The 19,249-nt window shown below is 38.8% G+C and carries 20 protein-coding genes and 4 pseudogenes; 8 read left to right on the plus strand and 16 right to left on the minus strand.

Annotation, left to right across the window (positions count from 1 at the left end):
• Positions 1-8: 8 nt before the first annotated feature.
• From RAM70_RS11850 to RAM70_RS11860, 3 genes are all read right to left on the minus strand, one after another.
• Positions 9-2,162, minus strand: a complete 2,154-nt coding sequence (locus RAM70_RS11850) for an O-linked N-acetylglucosamine transferase, SPINDLY family protein (protein ID WP_312673866.1) — start codon at positions 2,160-2,162, stop codon at positions 9-11.
• A gap of 17 nt (positions 2,163-2,179) precedes the next feature.
• A complete protein-coding gene (locus RAM70_RS11855) occupies positions 2,180-4,330 on the minus strand; it encodes an O-linked N-acetylglucosamine transferase, SPINDLY family protein (RefSeq protein ID WP_190381828.1) in 2,151 nt (716 codons plus the stop codon).
• Positions 4,331-4,664: 334 nt separating this feature from the next.
• A complete protein-coding gene (locus tag RAM70_RS11860) occupies positions 4,665-5,000 on the minus strand; it encodes a c-type cytochrome (protein WP_045358376.1) in 336 nt (111 codons plus the stop codon).
• Positions 5,001-5,184: 184 nt separating this feature from the next.
• Here RAM70_RS11860 and RAM70_RS11865 point away from each other — a divergent pair, with 184 nt between their 5' ends.
• On the plus strand, positions 5,185-6,246 hold the full coding sequence (locus tag RAM70_RS11865; RefSeq protein ID WP_287999780.1) for a mechanosensitive ion channel family protein: 1,062 nt from the start codon (positions 5,185-5,187) through the stop codon (positions 6,244-6,246).
• Positions 6,247-6,279: 33 nt separating this feature from the next.
• On the opposite strand, the gene RAM70_RS11870 is transcribed toward RAM70_RS11865, so the two are convergent.
• The 3 genes from RAM70_RS11870 to RAM70_RS11885 all read right to left on the minus strand — a co-directional run bounded on the left by RAM70_RS11870 (position 6,280) and on the right by RAM70_RS11885 (position 8,481).
• On the minus strand, positions 6,280-6,960 hold the full coding sequence (locus RAM70_RS11870; protein ID WP_312673867.1) for a GerMN domain-containing protein: 681 nt from the start codon (positions 6,958-6,960) through the stop codon (positions 6,280-6,282).
• Between the two features lie 455 nt (positions 6,961-7,415).
• Entirely contained in the window at positions 7,416-8,231 is an 816-nt protein-coding gene (locus RAM70_RS11880) for an LmeA family phospholipid-binding protein (RefSeq protein ID WP_045358289.1), read from the minus strand.
• Positions 8,232-8,238: 7 nt separating this feature from the next.
• Positions 8,239-8,481, minus strand: coding sequence for a hypothetical protein (locus RAM70_RS11885; RefSeq protein WP_002763591.1), 243 nt, complete (start codon positions 8,479-8,481; stop codon positions 8,239-8,241).
• Between the two features lie 144 nt (positions 8,482-8,625).
• Between RAM70_RS11885 and RAM70_RS11890 the strand changes: the two genes are divergently transcribed.
• Entirely contained in the window at positions 8,626-10,590 is a 1,965-nt protein-coding gene (locus tag RAM70_RS11890; protein ID WP_045358290.1) for an FAD-dependent monooxygenase family protein, read from the plus strand.
• A 375-nt stretch (positions 10,591-10,965) separates the two neighbouring features.
• On the plus strand, positions 10,966-11,223 hold the full coding sequence (locus RAM70_RS11895) for a hypothetical protein (protein ID WP_045358291.1): 258 nt from the start codon (positions 10,966-10,968) through the stop codon (positions 11,221-11,223).
• A gap of 93 nt (positions 11,224-11,316) precedes the next feature.
• Here the strand turns inward: RAM70_RS11895 and RAM70_RS11900 are convergent, their stop codons facing one another.
• The 5 genes and pseudogenes from RAM70_RS11900 to RAM70_RS11920 all read right to left on the minus strand — a co-directional run.
• Entirely contained in the window at positions 11,317-11,523 is a 207-nt protein-coding gene (locus RAM70_RS11900) for a putative toxin-antitoxin system toxin component, PIN family (RefSeq protein WP_312675898.1), read from the minus strand.
• Positions 11,519-11,845, minus strand: a complete 327-nt coding sequence (locus tag RAM70_RS11905; protein WP_080754247.1) for a putative toxin-antitoxin system toxin component, PIN family — start codon at positions 11,843-11,845, stop codon at positions 11,519-11,521. Before RAM70_RS11905 ends, RAM70_RS11900 begins: the two co-directional genes overlap by 5 nt.
• Positions 11,823-12,059, minus strand: coding sequence for a type II toxin-antitoxin system VapB15 family antitoxin (gene vap15 / locus RAM70_RS11910; protein WP_002762933.1), 237 nt, complete (start codon positions 12,057-12,059; stop codon positions 11,823-11,825). The genes RAM70_RS11905 and vap15 overlap by 23 nt, the downstream gene beginning before the upstream one ends.
• 109 nt (positions 12,060-12,168) lie before the next feature.
• Entirely contained in the window at positions 12,169-12,366 is a 198-nt protein-coding gene (locus tag RAM70_RS11915) for a hypothetical protein (RefSeq protein ID WP_376750915.1), read from the minus strand.
• Positions 12,367-12,597: 231 nt separating this feature from the next.
• Positions 12,598-12,921: pseudogene (locus tag RAM70_RS11920) on the minus strand (type II toxin-antitoxin system VapC family toxin); the annotation flags it as partial.
• Positions 12,922-12,923: 2 nt separating this feature from the next.
• Here RAM70_RS11920 and RAM70_RS11925 point away from each other — a divergent pair.
• Positions 12,924-13,154: pseudogene (locus RAM70_RS11925) on the plus strand (transposase); the annotation flags it as partial.
• Here the strand turns inward: RAM70_RS11925 and RAM70_RS11930 are convergent.
• Together RAM70_RS11930 and RAM70_RS11935 are read right to left on the minus strand one after the other, a co-directional pair.
• Complete coding sequence (locus RAM70_RS11930; protein WP_312675900.1) at positions 13,139-13,372, minus strand: hypothetical protein; 234 nt, start codon at positions 13,370-13,372, stop codon at positions 13,139-13,141. The pseudogene RAM70_RS11925 and the gene RAM70_RS11930 sit on opposite strands and share 16 nt — an antisense overlap.
• A 127-nt stretch (positions 13,373-13,499) precedes the next feature.
• A complete protein-coding gene (locus RAM70_RS11935; protein ID WP_376750916.1) occupies positions 13,500-14,006 on the minus strand; it encodes a GUN4 domain-containing protein in 507 nt (168 codons plus the stop codon).
• Here RAM70_RS11935 and RAM70_RS11940 point away from each other — a divergent pair.
• From RAM70_RS11940 to RAM70_RS11950, 3 genes and pseudogenes are all read left to right on the plus strand, one after another.
• Positions 13,983-14,318 carry an IS630 transposase-related protein gene (locus RAM70_RS11940; protein ID WP_312673876.1) on the plus strand — a complete coding sequence of 112 codons (336 nt, stop codon included), beginning with the start codon at positions 13,983-13,985 and terminating at the stop codon, positions 14,316-14,318. The two genes, RAM70_RS11935 and RAM70_RS11940, sit on opposite strands and share 24 nt — an antisense overlap.
• A 91-nt stretch (positions 14,319-14,409) precedes the next feature.
• On the plus strand, positions 14,410-15,603 hold the full coding sequence (locus RAM70_RS11945) for an IS4 family transposase (protein WP_312673844.1): 1,194 nt from the start codon (positions 14,410-14,412) through the stop codon (positions 15,601-15,603).
• A 31-nt stretch (positions 15,604-15,634) separates the two neighbouring features.
• Positions 15,635-15,751: pseudogene (locus tag RAM70_RS11950) on the plus strand (IS630 family transposase); the annotation flags it as partial.
• A gap of 48 nt (positions 15,752-15,799) precedes the next feature.
• Here the strand turns inward: RAM70_RS11950 and RAM70_RS11955 are convergent.
• From RAM70_RS11955 to RAM70_RS11965, 3 genes and pseudogenes are all read right to left on the minus strand, one after another.
• A pseudogene (locus RAM70_RS11955) lies at positions 15,800-17,014 on the minus strand (ISL3 family transposase).
• Positions 17,015-17,300: 286 nt separating this feature from the next.
• Positions 17,301-18,352 (minus strand): ISKra4-like element ISMae18 family transposase gene (locus RAM70_RS11960; RefSeq protein ID WP_288087067.1). Its coding sequence is split into 2 segments (ribosomal slippage): positions 17,301-18,196 and positions 18,196-18,352, totalling 1,053 coding nucleotides; the frame shifts between segments, so codons are not numbered across the junction.
• Positions 18,353-18,557: 205 nt separating this feature from the next.
• Entirely contained in the window at positions 18,558-19,019 is a 462-nt protein-coding gene (locus RAM70_RS11965) for a helix-turn-helix domain-containing protein (RefSeq protein ID WP_312673878.1), read from the minus strand.
• A gap of 14 nt (positions 19,020-19,033) precedes the next feature.
• Here RAM70_RS11965 and RAM70_RS11970 point away from each other — a divergent pair, with 14 nt between their 5' ends.
• Positions 19,034-19,237: a transposase gene (locus tag RAM70_RS11970; RefSeq protein ID WP_312675902.1), complete on the plus strand. Its 204-nt coding sequence runs from the start codon at positions 19,034-19,036 to the stop codon at positions 19,235-19,237.
• Positions 19,238-19,249: the final 12 nt, after the last annotated feature.

Below are 19,249 nucleotides of genomic sequence, written 5' to 3' on the forward strand. Positions count from 1 at the left end.
CTCCCTAATTAACTTTCACAATAGATTTGCCACATTTGACGATAGGCATTTTCCACATCTTTAGTAAACTGACGTGCATTCCAAATCGGTGAAGTTTTTCTAGATTCATCTAATTTAGCGATAACTTTGCGTCTCAGGTTTTCATCCTTACCTAACTTAATTCCCCAATCGATATACTCCTCATCACTCCAAGCAATACCTTCACTAATTCCCGCATTAACCATTAAAGTATAACTATTTCTCGATGACCATTGTTGACCAACTTTTGTCACCAAAGGTATCCCCATCCAAAGAGTTTCTAGAGTAGTGGTTGCACCACTGTAGGGATAAGTATCGAGTACCACATCGGCAATTTGGAGATTAGCGCGATGAATTTCTTCCTTAGCAACTCCTGAGAGAAAGCGCAATCTATTTTCATCGATTCCTTCCTCTTTAGCAATGCTGATAAATAAATCTTTGATAAGCTTTTCACTCCCCGCACCTTTGATTAATAAATAACTGTTAGGTACTGCTTTAATAATCTGCATTTGTAAGCGAATTGTGGCAGGATTTCTTTTTAATCCCACTTGCAAAGTTAAATAAGTAATTGCGTCTGCTGGTATGTTTAAATCCTGTCGGGTTAGGGTTGGTGTTCCGATTTCAAATCCATCCACGGCAAGATAACAGTTAGGCAAGCGCCAAAGCTTCTCTTGATAAAACTCTTGGGCATTTTTTTCTAGAACTAAATTGTCAACAAGGAAGTAATCAATAGCAGGTATTCCTGTGGCATCTAATCCTAACCATGTTATTTGAATTGGTGCGGGTTTAAGGGCCATAACTCCACAGGTGGTATCATTAGTTATACTATCTAAATCTACTAAAATATCGATGTTATCTTGATTAATTTTTTCGGCAATAATTTGGTGGTTTGCTGGTAAATTATTATACTTATGCGCCTTATTTTTAAACCATTGTTCCGTAATATCGTCCTCGACTTGATTGACTAGGTAGAGATGAATATTAAAGTTATCTCGTTGATGATAATGAATTAACCAGCGACTTAGAAACCCGACAGAATGTCGCCGTAAAGTATGGGCAATATAGCCAATATTGAGCTTTTTATTGACATCTTTAGGGCTCTGAGAATCGATAGTAACTTGCTTAAATCTTTTTCTAACTGCCTCTTGAAAAAGTTTAGCTAACTGATTAGTTAACCAGCGATTACCTACTAAGTCATCTTTTAAATAAGCTAAGGGAGAAGTGACAGAAATAACCTCAGCTTGATTTCTCATGGGACATTGAGACTGTTCTAAATTATTTTGAATTGCTTGATAATATTCTTGGGTTTTATTGTCAATATTTAACCAATTACCTGCTAAAAGTTCTGTATAGAGGAGCAGATAAATATTATCTAACTTTGCAGCTTTATCATTGGATAAATTCTTGATTTTATTGGCAGTTTCCAGGGCTAACTCAAAGTTACCAGTATCGAGATAGTATTGATGAATTTTATACAAAAGTAGTAAGCGATCGGGTATAATATCTAGACAGCTAAGAGTCAAAATAACAGCATTAGTTTTATCGGTATAATAAATTTTTTCAATATGTTGTTCGATAATTTCCAATATTGCCGATTGTTGTGACTCTATTTTTAAAAGGGTTATGATAATATCCAGAACTTCTTGCGCTGGCCAATCTAGAAGTTTATAGATTGTGTGTAGGAGTAAATTTATATCGAAAGTTTCTAACTTGTCCGAACTAATTAAATCAACTATTTGCCAATCTTTAAGTTTTTGGGGATAAAAATATTCTAGCTTAATTTCTAACAGGACTAAATATAATAAATTTTCTAGGTTATCTGGATTTATCTGGTAGATATGCTGACGAATTACCCAGCTTAATTGCCAATTTTTTAGCTTAACTTGTCTTCGCACTTCCCCATCCAAAATATTGACTAAATCTGCTGTCCACGCAGTCACTTCCTGTTCATCCCCTTGACTAAGGACGAATAACCATATCGTTTGTGCTTCTTCTTCCCTAGCTTCTAAAAGATAGGCTAATCCTAAATACCAATAATGACTAATTTCTAGGGGTTCTCTTTCTATCAGTTCTTCGTAAAACTGACTAACAATATCGTATTGATTGTTTTCTAAAGCGGTTTTAACTTCATTTTGCCAAGACATGATTTAATTCTCCCTAATTAACTTTCACAATAGATTTGCCACATTTGACGATAGGCATTTTCCACATCTTTAGTAAACTGACGTGCATTCCAAAGCGGGGAAGTTTGTCTAGATTCATCTAATTTAGCGATAACTTTGCGTCTCAGGTTTTCATCCTTACCTAACTTAATTCCCCAATCGATATACTCCTCATCACTCCAAGCAATACCTTCACTAATTCCCGCATTAACCATTAAAGTATAACTATTTCTCGATGACCATTGTTGACCAACTTTTGTCACCAAAGGAATCCCCATCCACAGCACATCTAAAGTCGTCATTCCTCCCGTAAAAGGATAGGTATCTAAAACCACATCAGCTATCCTTAAATTTGCTCGATAAATTCCTGTGGGATAGAGGGGTAAGATTTTTAATCTCTCATAATTAATTCCTTCTTCCTCGGCAACTTTGAAAAATAATTTTTCCACTGATTTAGCATCACTTAACCCTTGAATACTCAAATAACTATTAGGCACTGCCTTTAAAACTTGTAGCTGAAGTCGAATAGTTTCGGGGTTCCGTTTTACCCCCGTTTGTACGGTTAAGTAATTAATTGCATCCTCTGGAATCCCTAAATCATCCCTTCGGAGAGAAGGGTAAGCAACCTCGACACCATCCACACAAATATAGGAATTAGGTAAGCGCCAAATTTTTTCTCGGTAATATTCCTGTGCATCTGCTGGTAAAACGTAATTATCAGCAAGATAGTAATCAATTGCGGGAATTCCTGACGCATCAAAACCTAACCAAGTCACTTGTATTGGTGCGGGTTTAAGTGCCATAACTTGACAAGTTGCGTTATTAGTGATACTGTCTAAATCTACCAAAACATCAATGTTATCTTGACTAATTTTTTCAGCAATCATTTGAGGATTAATCGGTAAGTGATAGCAAGCATTTACCCGATTTTTAAAATCATTTTCAGTGATAAAATCTTCTTTTTGAGATACTAGGTATAAAGAGACATGAAACTGGTTATAGTCATGATACTTCATTAACCATCTAGAGATTAATCCGATAGAATGATTATATAAGGTATGGGCAATATAGCCAATTTTAAGAACTTTATTGGTATCTTTAATAGCCGATTTTTGATGGTAATTACAGTTAGAGTTATTACGAACATATTCCTGAAAAAGTTGACCAACACAATTATTAATGTAACGATTTTCTCTTGGGTTATCTTCTAGGTAAACTAGAGCAGATAAAATTGTTAGGGATGGTTTATCCAATAATCTGGGACATTCTCGATTAGCGATACTTTTTTGCAAGGATTCTGTACATTCTTCAATATCTGCCTTAATATCGACCCAATTACCACTGAATAATTTGACATAAAGAGCAATATAATCAGCGACAGCTTGAGAAGGCAACCCTTGACAACTTGTTTTTAATTGATTAGCGACTTGGATAGCAGCGGGAAAATCTCGATTATCAAAATAACATTGATAAAGTTCAGCTAACAGATAAATTTGTCCTGGTTCTACTGCTAAACAAGTATTAATAATATCAATAGCCAATGGTTTATTATTCATGGTTAGAGAAGTTACTTTAGCTTCTACTACTTTGATGAAAGTTTGTCGCTGACAGTTAGATTGAAATATTGCCTCTAAGTAAGGGACAGTTTCTGGTATCTGATAATCGAGAAATTTTTCTAAAACTTCTGCTAATAAACTTAACTCGATACTCTGGCAATCATTTGTTTTTAACACATCGACAAATAACCAAGTTTTTAACTGCTCTTTTTCAAAATAATTCAAATCAATTGCTAATAAAATAAACCGCAGTAAATTATCAATATTATCGGGACTAATCTCGCGAATATGTCCTCGAATTAACCAACTGGTTTCTAAATTGCCTAACTCGAATTGTCTGAGCGCTTCCCCATCCAAAATATTGACTAAATCTGCTGTCCACAGCATCACTTCCTGTTCATCCCCTTGACTGAGGACGAATAACCAAGTGGTTTGTGCTTCTTCTTCCCTAGCTTCCAAAAGATAGGCTAATCCTAAATACCAATAATGACCAATTTCTAAGGGTTCCTTTTCTATTAATTCTTGATAAAATTGGCTAACTTGCCAGAAATCCCCTTGGATAATTGCCGGTTCAACTTGGGAATGCCAAGACATAAGTATTTATCGTTAAGTGTCTCTACTAGCGTACCCAAATAGAAGCAAAATTTTTCTATATAAGTAAAATTTATCAGTTGGTCAGGGGTTGGGTGTTGGGGTTTTAAGTAGGTAGGCGTTAAAAATTATCAGACACCCCCCTTATCAAGGGTAGGGTTGATTCATGAATCAACCCTACCTTATCAAGGAGGGCAGGGGGGATCGAACCTAAAATCCATTTTTAATTTAATTATAACCAGCTACTTAGTTGAAATTCCCCATTCCCCCACTTCCCACGTCCCACTCTCCACCCAGTTTCAATGGGTCTTAGCTTACTATCAATTTTGGCCAAGAGTCAGTTTTTTGAAAGATTTTCTAAATAAATCAATAAATCAGCCATAGCTTGAGGTTCGGGCTGAAATTTCGGCATTGGCGGGGTTTTACCGCTAATTACCTGTTCAATCAGACTAATTCTCGATTTGCGATGGGAAACGTCCTCTAAACTTGGTCCGACGATGCCATCAGCAAGCTGACCGTGACAAGCAGCACAGTTAATTTGAAAGATTTCGTAACCGCGACTGACATTACCTTGTAGGGATAACACCTCTTTAATATAGGGATCCGACATCTTAGCCAGATGAAAGGTGATTAAAAAGGTGCTAATCAGGAACAAAACCACGATTATAACCATTGAGAATCGATAAATCCCGAATTTTGGTTTAACTAACTGACTATTCACGCAAGCTGCCGAAGAAAAGATGAGTTTCTCTTTACATTTTGCAACTTTTTGCCCGAAAATTCCACCGCCCCTGCTAGAGATAGAGAAATGGGGAGTAAGATAAGGCAAAAGTGCAACTTTTTCTAACCCTCTAGCAATGAACCTATTAACCAGACTGGAAGATTGGCCCTATATTATCTTACCTATCACCATCATCCTCAGTTTCCTGCTGTTGGGATGGCTTGTAGAAAAGCGCGTTGTCAGTCAACTTTTATCGATTGCCAGAGAAAAAAACCTGCGTTTCTCGGAAGGGGTTTTACGTTCCATTCGTGGATTAAGCATACTTTGGTTCGGACTTTTGGGTTTAAATATTGCCCTCTCCCTTCCTAATCTTCCCCTCTTTCCCTCCCTCATTCTCCTGAGCAAAAAATTTCTGCTAGTAGCTTTTTTAGCTTCGGCTACTTGGGTTGTTGCTCAATTATCCCTGGAAATATTACGAGTTTATACCACGGGAGATGATGGCATTTCTTCCCTAACTTCCCTATTTGAATTTCTCGCCAAAGTTCTGATTTTTAGCTGCGGTTTTTTGCTGATTTTAAGCTCGATTGGCATTTCGATAACTCCGCTGCTTACTGCCTTTGGTATTGGGGGTGTTTCCCTCGGTTTAGCTCTCCAAAATACCCTAGCTAATTTAATGTCGGGGATTAATATTATCACTTCTAAAAAAGTTAGACCGGGAGATTATATTGAACTGAGAACGGGAGAAGCTGGTTATGTGCGAGATGTGGATTTAAGATGCACAGTAATCGAAGAAATTACCAATAATCTTTTGGTCATTCCCAATGCTCAGATCATTTCTTCTAGTTTCCGTAACTATAGTTTACCAGATCACTCTCTACTGATTCCCGTGGAAGTGGGCATTAGTTACGATAGTGACTTAGAAAAAGTCGAAAAAGTTACCCTAGAAGTTATGCAAGAAATCGCCCAGTTATTGCAACCTCACCTCGGTGAATATCAACCCTTGATTCTTTATCGTAAATTCGATTACTATAGTATCCTGCTCACGGTTTATCTCAAGGTGGTAGAAGAGGAATTTTTTCAACATCTCACCATTAAACACGAATTTATTAAACTCCTACACCGACGCTATCGGCAAGAAGGAATTACAATTCCCTATCCGATTTTTTTTCCCTATACCCCCACTAATCCCCCTAGTTAATCTCAACAACAACAATTTAAAGGCGCGGGCAGTTTACAACTGATAATTCTCCTCAAAAAACTTACGAGTCATCGGTTGGGCAACTTCAATACCATGGCCTTCTCCTAGTAATTCTAGGGGGTTTCCTTCCACTTGAATCCAGACTTTGGCATTGGGATCGTTGCTGGTAGTAGTATAGATGATTTGTGCCAAACGACCGATCAACATATCAGGACCATCATCAGTGCCAAACTCCCGCGAGAGATTAATCTTAATTCCCGTTTTATCTACTTTTAAATCAAGTAATTTAGTCCCGGCGGGAATAGTAGTCATATCCTGAGGATTACTTGGACCAGCTAATAGAGTTTGCAATACTGCTGTTAACTCTCGCTCGCGGCTAAGCGCTTTTTGAACGGTAATTTCTTGGGTGACTAATTGATTACCCGTATCGGTCACTTTTAACCAATAAACCTGTCGAGTTTCCCTAACAGGAATAGCTGCAGGAGTCGCTGTCGGACTTGTCTTCACAGGACCCGGAGAAACCGGTTCAACAATTGGTGATTGACTTATCGGCGCCGGAGTAGGAGATTCAATCGGGTTTTCGCTAGTTTTCTGGGAGGAAGATAGGTGATGGACGGCAAACCAGGCAGTGGCCCCACCAGCAGTAAATAAAGCGAGGCCGATACCAATTATCCAAGGCAAAGAGATTTTATCACTAGAGCGAGAACTAGGCATAATTCAGTTATCAGTTATCAGTTATCAGTTATCAGTTATCAGTTATCAGTTATCAGTTATTAGTTATCAGTTATCAGTTATCAGTTATCAGTTATCAGTTATCAGTTATCAGTTATCAGTTATCAGTTATCAGTTATCAGTCGAAGGCTTTTATTCTCCCCATCTCCCCACTTCCCCACTTCCCCACCACCCCACTTCATAATTCAGGCTCTTCGGTTTGTGTTATGCAATGGACGGGGGTTATAAGGGATGGAACCCCTATATAGAAAGGCATTTAGCGATTTTTGTCAATTATTTTCGATCTAGAGCGAACTAATCAATTAAATCCCTTGCCAGATAAGGATTTAGTCGATTTATGCCCCCCTATCGAACCATACCAAGTAACGAAGAGCCATAATTCATAATTCATAATTCATAATTCCCACTTCCGATCTCCTGTTTTCCGACCGTTAAATTTAATTGGGGTTCCCCGATCGAGGTTCAATGCTGCCAAAGGCGGCTATACTCAGCTTATCATCGTCGATCTGCAATTGGAGAAGGCGGGCGATAATTCCTTGTTTCTCGAAGTTTTTTAAATCTAACTGGGCGGATATACCCTCGGCAAACCCCTTGAGAAGGCGCGAGGAGATGCGACGACCGTTAAGAGTGGCTGTGGGGTCAATAAGCTCGATTTTTCGCCCCTGCACTAGCTTAAATCCCACTTCTAAGCTCAGATCGAGGCTGGCTGCGGGGCCGTCCGGCCGTTGGGTCTCTAGCTGCAGGCTGAGGGCGACTCGATTATTATTAAGAAAGTTAAAATTTGCTTGACTAAGTTGATATTTTGTGCTACCCAATTCTTCCCTAGAGGGAATCAGATTATTAATCAGAGTCTGAATTGGCTCTTTGACCGCTGCCGATTGTAAAGCTTGATTAACATTAGTTTCCGTGAGGACGAGATGCAATGCCCCCGCAGCCGGTCGGCGCAAGGCGGCGGCTAAACTGCCGTTTTTTTGCTGTAATTGCCGCAAATCGAGGCTAATTGGCTCAGTTTCTAGCTCGATCTTCTCAATGCGAACATCGGCACGGGGATAAATTCCCCGTGCAGAAATGCGAACTCGAGCGATTTTGCCTTGCAGAGCCTGATAATTGGGAGTATTATCGACTCTCACGGCTAATTGTTCCACTTTTTGGACTTGGGAGCGAAGGGTATGGGCTAAAACCGTATCGATAATTGCCCCTGCGGGAGTTAACAGGGTCAAAACACTAGCGAGAGTGATTGTTAGCCATTCCATCGCTCAATTACACCCATCCAGCTAAATTTTGCCAAGCATTAGTCAAAAGCTGACTTAACCAACGTCGTTGCACTTGATCTAAAATCGGGTCTTCTGCGAGAATTTCTTCGGTAAGATCGTCTAGAGATTGACCCTGGGCGCGGGCCATTCTAATAATTCCCGCAATCACGGCAGCGATCATCTCCTCGTCCACGGGGCGCTGTCGGAGGGCGGCAATTTCTTCGGGGGTAGTCGGGATGGGATAATTCATAATCAGATGGGGCTGGCTGTGTATTAATCTAGGTATGTAAAGTTTTTAAAACTTTTTTCAGAAAACTTTTTGTGTAGTCTAGCGTAATCAGACCATTTTTGACTTGTACTTTTGGGTATTTTTGGGTGTAATAACTAAATCAAGATGAGAGAAATCCTTTACAGAGAAATTCCGACTCCTGACTCGATCGCCGTTTGTCAGTGGTTACAATCCGATTGGCAACCCGCCAGCGGTGTCAAGACAAATACACCTAACGGGGTGAGATTGCGCTTATCGGAGGCGATCGAATTGTCGATCTTTGTCTGGACGCTGCAACGGACTACTTATTTAAAAGTTTTCCGCTGGGGTCAGCGATCGCATGACCGAGAAACATCCCTGACTCAGCAGCTCGATCGAGCTTTACAAAAGCGTTTTCCGCCGCAGTTTAGCACGATACCAAACATCGATCAAAAAAATCACTCAATTTTTACAGATTTAGAAGCGGACTATCCCCTAACGGTTCACTACTTCCGCAAAATGCCTCAAGGGGAGGCCGATTTAGAACGTTTGTATTGGTGGGAAAAACGTTGGCGCGACAGTGCCAAAAATCCCCAACAACCGCAGCCGGTAATTTTCTCTAGCAGTGAGGAAAATGATCATCCCATCGCCTATGACTTAATTTATATTGGTGGTGCCTTGGGGGCAATTCATGCGGCACAGATGGCCAAATTAGGTTATCGAGTCCTCTTAGTAGAAAGACTGCCTTTCGGACGAATGAATCGGGAATGGAACATCTCTCGATCGGAGTTTCAAAGTTTAATTAATTTAGGCCTATTTACGTCCGAGGAATTCGAGGAATTAATCTTCCAAGAATACATCGATGGCTTTAATAAGTTTTTTGATGGCAATAATCCCCCCCATCTGAAAGCCAAAATTCTCCATACTCCCACGGTTTTAAATATCGCCATTAATTCCGATAAATTGCTGCAATCCTGCGCTAAAAAATTACATGATCAGGGCGGTAAAATTCTCGATCAAACAGAATTTATTAAGGCTGATATTACTGCCAATAGTGTTACTGTCACCCTTAATCATGGTGGAGAAATTCAACAGATAAAAGGCCGTTTATTGATTGATGCTATGGGTTCCGCTTCTGCCATTGCTTGGCAATTAAACGGAGTGCGCGCCTTTGATAGTGTCTGTCCGACGGTGGGGGCAGTAGTAGAAGGATTCGAGCCGCTGGTGTGGGATTCTCACTATGGCGATGTCTTAAATTCCCATGGCGATATTTCTAAAGGCAGACAACTAATTTGGGAATTATTTCCGGGGGAAGGAAAAGAATTAACCTTCTATCTATTTCACTATCATCAAGTCCATCCCGATAACCCCGGTTCTCTGTTGGAAATGTACGAAGATTTCTTTACTATTTTGCCCGAATATCGACAGTGTGACCCAGAAAAATTAACTTGGAAAAAACCCACCTTTGGTTATATACCGGGACATTTTAGCACAGGCAAAAAAGATCGAATTGTCTCCTTTGATCGCATTTTAGCCATCGGTGATGCCGCCTCCCTGCAATCACCCTTAATCTTTACTGGCTTCGGTTCTTTGGTGCGTAATTTAGAGCGCTTAACCGATCTTTTGGATACGGCATTGAAACACGATTTACTAACAGCTAAAGACCTAGAAAATGTGCGGGCTTATCAAAGTAATGTGGCGGTAACTTGGTTATTTTCTAAAGGAATGATGGTGGCCACGGGAAAAACTTTACCACCCCAAAGAATTAACGCCATGTTAAACACATTTTTCGGTTTATTGGCCGACGAACCGCCAGAGGTTTCCGAAACTTTTATTAAGGATAAAACCGATTGGTTGACCTTTAGCCGTTTAGCAATTAAAGCGGCCAGAAAAAACCCCGCTTTACTGTTATGGATAGCAGAAATGGCTGGCAGTCAGGATTTAATTCGTTGGTTGGGTTCCTATCTCGATTTTAGCCTTGATGGAGTCAAAAATCTGCTTTTTGGTCTCTGGTTTCCCCAATGGTTAAAAAACTCCCAAAGCTGGCTAGAAAAAGACAATCCTCGCCTCTGGTTAAAGTTATTGAGTTTTAATTATAGCTTAAGAAATTAGAGGATATTTATCAGGTAAACTTTGATATAAAGGAGAGTGAGAACTGAGAAGTGGGTTTTTAAAGTTCGATTGGAAGTTAATCACACTATTAAACGGGGGAATATTCGGTAGCAGTTAAATAATCATAACAAAAACCACTCCAGACACAGAGGACACAGTAGCCGCCCTTGTAGGGTGCGTTAGTGATAGCGTAACGCAGCAATTTTCTTAAGATGGTGCGTTACGGCGCAATCATAATTTAATTATTAACAAATTTCTTTTAAATACGCGCAAACACGCACCCTACAAGCTGATTTAAGAGAAGTAGAATCCTTTATTTAGTCAATAAGTTAACATATAATTGAGTTAAGACATTCTCATTCAACGATTTTCCCTATGGCACAAGCTCAGGAACCGAACGATAAAAATTATGAAGTGGAGCGTCAATTGAGGAGTCTTAATCGGCGCCTGGAGCGTCTGGAAGATACCCAAGTGACAGGAAGAGAGCTAAACCGGAGTTTTGATCGGATCTATGACGAAATTGATCATCTTGAAGATAAAGTTGATCGGCTTCAATCGAATTTTGAAGAGTTTCGTGATGAGATTAACCAAAAATTAGATACGATTTTACAACATATTACGGGCATCAATTAAATTGACAGCGATCATCAATAAAGTATTATCGTAGGTTGGGTTGAACGATAGTGAAACCCAACACTTTTAAATAATTGAGTTGGGTTTCGTTCCTCAACCCAATCTACAGATTACTAAAAATTGTTGATAAGTAACAATTTTAGTTATTCCAAATTGTTGCAAAATTAATAAATCTTGATCGCCTGTAATTAAAAAGTCAGCTTGACTATCTTTGGCTAAGGCTAAAAGGTAGTTATCTTTAGCATCTCTACAGATATTAATTTTTGATTTAGTCTCAATAAGTAGTCGTGCAAAATTAATTTCCTAGTGAAGATAGGCAAGAGGCAAGAGGCAAGAGGCAAGAGGTGTTTAGATATGTGTAATTAATTTTGCTTAGGTACTTACATAACCCAATTATGCTTAAAAGTTCAAGTAATTCTTGAACTTTACTTTGGGAAAAATGCTTTTGTAATTTTGGTCTTTTGGTAACAAGGTTAATCTCATTAAGTAGCTGTGGAGAAAAAATCGGCACAAGAGTTTTTTCAATCAGTAGATATTTTAAACCAGCTAACTGTTTACCAATAAGAAAGCTAATCCAAAGGTTAGTATCAATAATAACTTTAATCGGTGGCTTGTTGTCCATAAATTTCAGCCCTAACTTCCTCCACTTCTTCGGTAATTGTCTCTAGGGAAAGCTCATCAGTTTTAAAGGTTTCTAAAAGCTGGGTTAATTTTTGATTTAAAGTTTCTTTTTCGAGTTCTTTACTGAGTTTTATTTTGTCACTTTCTGGGAGTTGTTTAACCAAATCTAAAATCTGGTCAAAGTTTAAGGTTAGTTGGTAAGTTTTTTGGTTCATTTTCTCAAATTATTGTTTATTGATAAAGTTTAATTGCTCGCAGTGCATACTCAAAACAACGTTCCCGCATATCTATTTGTTTCTTCTATTCTTTTTGATAATTCATAATTCATAATTCAAAAGAAAGGTCTGGTTCAGCCTCTATACAACCGATAAAGTCAGACCAATCTTCTGTTCCCTGCTCTTTCATTTCCTGTTGCTTGAGAGAATATCGTTTTTTGAGAATATCTACAAGTTCAAGAATAGTCTGTTGTGCGTCGAGGGGAAGAGACGCAATATCTTCTTGAATCGTTTCTAGGTTTATCATTGTCATTATCTCTTTATGGTTGATTGTATCAATTTTAAGATAAAAATTGAGTTCTGTGAAAAGCTGATGTTTACGGGAGCAAAATCCCTAAAATTAGACTTGACAAAAGACCTGAGATCGTTATATCCTACAGGTTACAAGCTTTTGCACGAGAGAGCCACACCCCACGCACCAATTATATCATTCATTCTGCCTGAATATCAAACACAGGAACTAGAAGCCTGTTCCGGATTACATTTGTTCTTGAAAAAGATTTTGAAATGGCTCCGTATTTTTCCAACGATAGGTATTAAAATCTCGATAATCAACGGAAAGAATTTGACCTGAACCTAATTCTTCTGCTAAAATAACCAAAGATGCGTCGGCTAAATCCATTGGCAAATCTCTATATTTTTGCATCAGTTCTTCAATGCGTTGGCAGTGCTTAGTTTTGAGGTTGAATACCTGTAGTTCTCCTGTGGAGATTTTATGAATAAGGGTTTTTGGGACATCTATTCCCACTCGTTTTTGTAGTAAGTAGCAAGTTTCAGTAACAACGCACCAGGTTGTAATAAATTATGGTCAGAGAAATAATCGAACAAGAAAAAGCTAGACTCATCTATTTACCTCCTTATTCTCCCGAATTCTCTCCTATTGAAAACTTTTGGTCAAAAGTGAAAGCGACGTTAAGAAAACTGAAGGCGAGAACTTACAAAGACTTAATAGAAGGGATTGAATTGGCTATGTTAGAAGTTACTCAAAAAGATATTCGCAATTGGTTTACTCACTGTTGCTACTGTACCTCATAAGTCAGAGAATTGCTATAGGTTTTATAGTTTTGCGAAAGGTCTGGTTCAGCCTCTATACAACCGATAAAGTCAGACCAATCTTCTGTTCGCTGCTCTTTCATTTCCTGTGGGTTGGGAGAATATCGTTTTTTGAGAATATCTACAAGTTCAAGAATAGTCTGTTGTGCGTCGAGGGGAAGAGACGCAATATCTTCTTGAATCGTTTCTAGGTTTATCATTGTCATTATCTCTTTATGGTTGATTGTATCAATTTTAAGATAAAAATTGAGTTCTGTGAAAAGCTGATGTTCACGGGAGCAAAACCCCTAAAATTAGACTTGATAAAAGACCTGAGATCGTTATATTCTACAGGTTACAAGCTTTTGCACGAAAGGAGGAATATATAGGCTCATAACCTCCAATAAACGCAAAAAGAAAAAATCTAATTCTCCCCGGCAGGTGCCCCTTGGGGGCTTGATCACTATAGGTTAGTTCATCATACCACAACCAACTCCCTCCTTTTCTCCAGCCGACGCGATCGCCGAACTTGTTCCATACTCCCTGATTATACTCTCTCGTGCCACCGAGACTCTCATAGATTTCTTTCTGAACGCTGATGCCGAATTTACCTTTACTAGCTGACAACCAAAGCTGGTTAATCATGCGTAAATCTTCACAAGAAAAGTTCTTAATCTCTCCTGGGTAGAAAGACCCGTTCCCTTCCCTCTTAGCAGCTTGAAGCATCGCCCTATTTGTTTCATAATCTGCTTCTTTCCATTCCCCTGCTGCTATAGCAAAGAGCGGGATAGTTAGGACATAATAGAGAAAAAGAAATGAGGAGAAGCTTTCATGGCAGCACCCTATAGTGATGATTTAAGACAGAAAGCAGTGAGTGCCGTAGAGCGAGGGGAGAAAAAAAGCCATGTCTGTCGCACCCTCAATATTAGTCGTAATACATTAGACCTATGGCTGAAACGGAAGAAACAAACTGGGACGGTGGCCGCTAAAACTAACTATCGTCGAGGGCCGAAGCCCCAAATTGACGATTTAGAAGCCTTTCAAAAGTTGGCCGAACAATATGGGCATTTGACCCAAGAAAAAATGGCGCAAAAATGGGCTAACCCAGTCAGTAGGATGAGAATTGGTCAAGCGCTCAAAAGAATTGGATTTACTCTCAAGGGGTGACAAAGGGGTTCAAAGGTAATCAAGATAAAGACTCTAGCCAAATGAACCCAAAAGAAATAGAGTGGTTGAGACAACCACCCAAAATTTCAATATGTTACCATCATTCTATCAGGCCTGTTTACAAGCTAGCTTGACACAAGCACAATATCTGACTCTACAAATTCTTATACTGCTCCTACAAAGCCATAGAACAGTACAATTGGAGAGATTGGCCGCCTTATTTCCCCAACCAATTACCTTTGAAAGCAGAAGAAGAAATTTACAAAGGTTTCTCAAGTTACCGCAATTAAGTGTAAAATTGTTATGGTTTCCGCTAATTAAACACATTATTAAGCAAGAGTTTAGCGAAAAAAATAAAAATCGACATCAAAGAAGAAAACTGAAAAAACTTAAGCATCTGGGACATCTATTATTGGTAATTGACCGAACAGATTGGAAAGGAAGAAATTTGTTTGTAGCTAGTGTTATTTGTGGAAAAAGGGCGTTACCTGTGTACTGGATATTGTTAGATAAACAAGGAAGCAGTAATTTAGGGAACCAAAAAAACTTTCTCAAGCCGGTATTAAAATTTTTGAAATCCTACCCAGTTGTCGTGATAGGCGACCGAGAATTTCACAGTGTTCAACTAGGAAAGTGGCTAGACGAAAAGGGGATAGCCTTTATTCTGAGACAAAAGAAGGGAACATCTTTGCTATTATCAGGTGAAGAAAACTATCAACCTCTAAAAGCTCTAGATATTCAACCGGGGACTCAGCATTTTTTTTCGGATATTTATCATACATCTGCTCATAAACTTGGCCCTTTTAATTTGGCCACTCGCTGGAAAAGACGCTACCGTAGTAAACAAGCCGAAGCTCCTTGGTATCTTCTTACTAATCTTGACTCTTTGGATGAGACTTTAAATTTATATGAATCTCGTTTTGGCATTGAAGCAATGTTCAAAGATTGTAAAACGGGAGGTTATAATATCGAGAAAACTAAAGTTAGCGAACCGCGTTTTTTAGCTCTTGTTTTATTAATTGCTATCGCCTATTCTTTAAATACAATACGGGGTCAACAACTCAATATTTTCCCCCACCGTGTTTATATTTGTCGCCTCAAAGAATCTAATCGTTCTGCTGAAAGACATAGTGATTTTTGGATAGGGACTTATGGTACTTTTTGGGTTGAGTCGATGGATATTTTTTCGGAACTTGCCCTTTCTTTGATACGCCTCAAACCCCAGAAAAACCCTTATTTCTCCAAAGGGTTAACGGCTATGAGCCTTATCAAGCAAGCTCTTTAACCTTTCTGTCACCCCTTGAGGGATTTACTAGAAAAAAAAAACTTATGGCTACAGAGAAAGAGATGAAGAAGCCCGAAAAGAGTTTCTCCAAAAAATCAGAGGTTATGCCCCGGAAAGATTTGTCTATATTGATGAAGCTGGAATAGATAAGTACCTAAGCAAAATTAATTGGCTCTTCGTTACTCTTTATGCTAAATCAACAGACAAGATGCCAAGATAACATACTTCTAACCCAAAAATTCCGAAAGTTTCTAAAGCCATAGCCTCTTCGTTTTATTAGTTTAAGTTTATTGTTGATTCCCTCGACTAATCCATTCGTTGTCCTTCGCTCGAAATAACTAATGATTTCTCCAAACCAGTTTCGGATTGTTTGACAACTCTTGGTAAAAACACTGGAGGATTTTGCCAACCATTCCGAGATGGATAGCATTCCCTCTGTCGGATTCTTTGAGGTTTCGTAAATCCTTCTGAATTCTTCCTTTAATTCGTGCATCTCTTTCAAATTTAGCCAAGTTTTTTTGATAGCTTCTAGTTTGATTTTTTGGGGTTCCGTTAAATCTTCTTCATTTTTTAACAGGCTATATTTACTTCGCTTTAAAACTTCTAGCTTCGCTTCTTTTTCCGCTTTCTGTTTTTTATTTTTCCGCGCTTCTACGGCTCTTTTTTCCGCTCTTCTCTGTTCGTCTAACTCTTGATTAATTTGTTTCATTACATGGAATCTATCGGCGACTAATTCAACCGATGACATCAATTCTTTCACCAAATTTTTATAGGGCAACCAAAGGTCTATGCTCACTTCTTCAATTGGCTCTAACACCTCTTTTCCCCAGCCTGTAAGCGTTTTTCTCAACTCCTCTTGTGTTCGCTTCTCTAGAATAGCTATTAGTTTTCCCGTATCTAAATTTACTAAAACCGCACAGTAATTTTTTTGTCCTTTGACTAGAGCGATTTCATCAATTCCTAGTCTTTTTAATTCCGATAGGTCTGGCTCGGTAATTTCTTCAGCAATGTCCTCTAGCATTCTTTGAATCTCTTCTTCCGTTACGTCATTTCTTCGACTAACATTTAAAATATCTCCTGATTTTAATTGTTCGAGTATATTTTCGGCTAGTCTTTTCGTATAGGTTCGTTTACTGGCGACAAAATCTAACTCTTCGCTCAAGGGGTTTCGACAATTATCGCACTTAAATTGACGACGATTAACTTGTAGGTACACTGGTTGTCCTGAGATTGGTAAATCTTTGACTAAATATCGATGATTTTGGTGTAGTTTATCGCTCTCTAACCCACAACGAGGACAGATTGCTTTTTTCTTTTTCGATTCGACTGGTCAAACTATACCGACATTTTCTAGGTGTCGATAGCCTTGAATAGAGGTTCCTTCTAGGTTCAAAAATTTGTCAAGTATCATAAGTAAAATACTCTGGTTTTTGGCTATTATATCAAATCTTAACTCGATTGTCTATCTTTTGGTATTAACCTGTTTGTGTCTAAAATCTCTCCCTGTATAAATTTCAGCTATTTTTGAGCGTAGGCACTATCATCGAATTTTATTTGAAGTTAATTATTTGCATAACAATTACCGAAGAGCCAAATACTCTGGTTTTTGGCTATTATATCAAATCTTAACTCGATTGTCTATCTTTTGGTATTAACCTGTTTGGGGAGCATCCCAGTTTTGCAATGAGTAAAAATACTCAGGCAATATCGCCGTTGAGATAAGCACAACGTAGCTTCAAATACTGAGGAACATTCTCTGCTTTCCATTGTGCTCCCACAATTTTCATTCTTGCACCTATTTGCTTAATCTTTGACTCTACACTTCCAGAACCGATGCAAATCCCTTGGGATTGATAGAGTTCGTAATTGGGTATTCTTTCTCGATGTTTATCGACATATTTGGTGAAATTTATAGCCTGTTTCTTTTTGCATCCCTCTAATTCCTCTAAAACTCTTTTCACCTCTCCTTTCCATAAATTCTCTTTGATTCTATTCAGACGCTTGTTTGACCCGCCTATTTTATTCATATTCTCTACTAAATGATACCAATCCAATATTTCTCTCCTTTTAACACCGATTTTCTCCATCAGATTCCACACCCCATCATGACCATCTCCTAAACAGGTGACTACCTCTGTTAAGGGCTGACGGTTCACCCATTCCAGTAATTCTTCATTTTGCTGAAAAAATCCCGCACATTCTTGACCATGCAGACTTACTGCTTTGTAATCTCGACCTTGACTCGGTTGTCCTTTGGGCGTTCTGATTCTGACTTTTCCGACCTCTACACTCAATGCTTCTACCGGACTCTTTGCTTCTGCTTCCTCAAATTTATATCTTTGTACAAGCCTCTGTTGACTACTGCCTGAAACTGCCATTCCTGTCGCCATTTTGAGATCTTTTTCCGCATCTTCAAAAGAGACTTTAGCCACTGCTCCTAAGCAACATTTCTCCAGCATGGGACTTAATCGATTATTCTTGCTTAATCCTAGTTTATCGGCTTGTTTCTCGCTTATCTTGACTTTCCCTATGATACTGCTTACGCTTTTGGTTCGCCCTGCTTGGGTTCCTGTTGCTGATTCAAAAAAAAATTGCCTATGGCAGGACCCAATGTAGTCAGCCAATGGTCTCGCAGGGCGGTTTCAATGCCCTCAAAGCTACGTAGTTGTTCTTCTGGGGTATTATCGACTAGAATTTGAGCAATGGCTTTTAAATGTTGATCTAGTTGTTCTTTTTGGTCTGTATTCATGATTCTACCGTTTAATTGTTTCTCTTTATTTTGCCTTAGCTAACGTTTTTAGTCTCTAAGCATTTATACTTATGGCAAAATTGGGATGCTCCCCCTGTTTGTGTCTAAAATCTCTCCCTGTATAAATTTCAGCTATTTTTGAGCGTAGGCACTATCATCGAATTTTATTTGAAGTTAATTATTTGCATAACAATTACCGAAGAGCCTAAGTTTTTTTTTTCGGCGTTGCTGAATCAAGGTATGAATGACAATCTTGCACCCATCCAAAAGTTAGTTTGGGTCTAGGTTTTAAAAATCCCACAAAAGAAAATTCATATCTCAAATCAGCAACGCCTTTTTTTCTAGTAAATCCAATTCTTTTGAGGGCTTGACCAATTCTCATCCTACTGACTGGGTTAGCCCATTTTTGCGCCATTTTTTCTTGGGTCAAATGCCCATATTGTTCGGCCAACTTTTGAAAGGCTTCTAAATCGTCAATTTGGGGCTTCGGCCCTCGACGATAGTTAGTTTTAGCGGCCACCGTCCCAGTTTGTTTCTTCCGTTTCAGCCAGATGTCTAATGTATTACGACTAATATTGAGGGTGCGACAGACATGGCTTTTTTTCTCCCCTCGCTCTACGGCACTCACTGCTTTCTGTCTTAAATCATCACTATAGGGTGCTGCCATGAAAGCTTCTCCTCATTTCTTTTTCTCTATTATGTCCTAACTATCCCGCTCTTTGCTATAAAGCGGGATGTGAAGTGCTATTTTTACCCGCCTATTCTCCAGATATCAACAAAATTGAAAAGTTCTGGGCTAGATTGAAAAACTATGTTAGTCAGATTATCAATGATAGTGAAAACCTTGTGGATGCTGTGAGTAAAGCCTTCAGGCATCTGTCCTAACTAACTCGTTCT

It is taken from the genome of Microcystis wesenbergii NRERC-220 (genome assembly GCF_032027425.1).
GTDB lineage: Bacteria > Cyanobacteriota > Cyanobacteriia > Cyanobacteriales > Microcystaceae > Microcystis > Microcystis wesenbergii_A.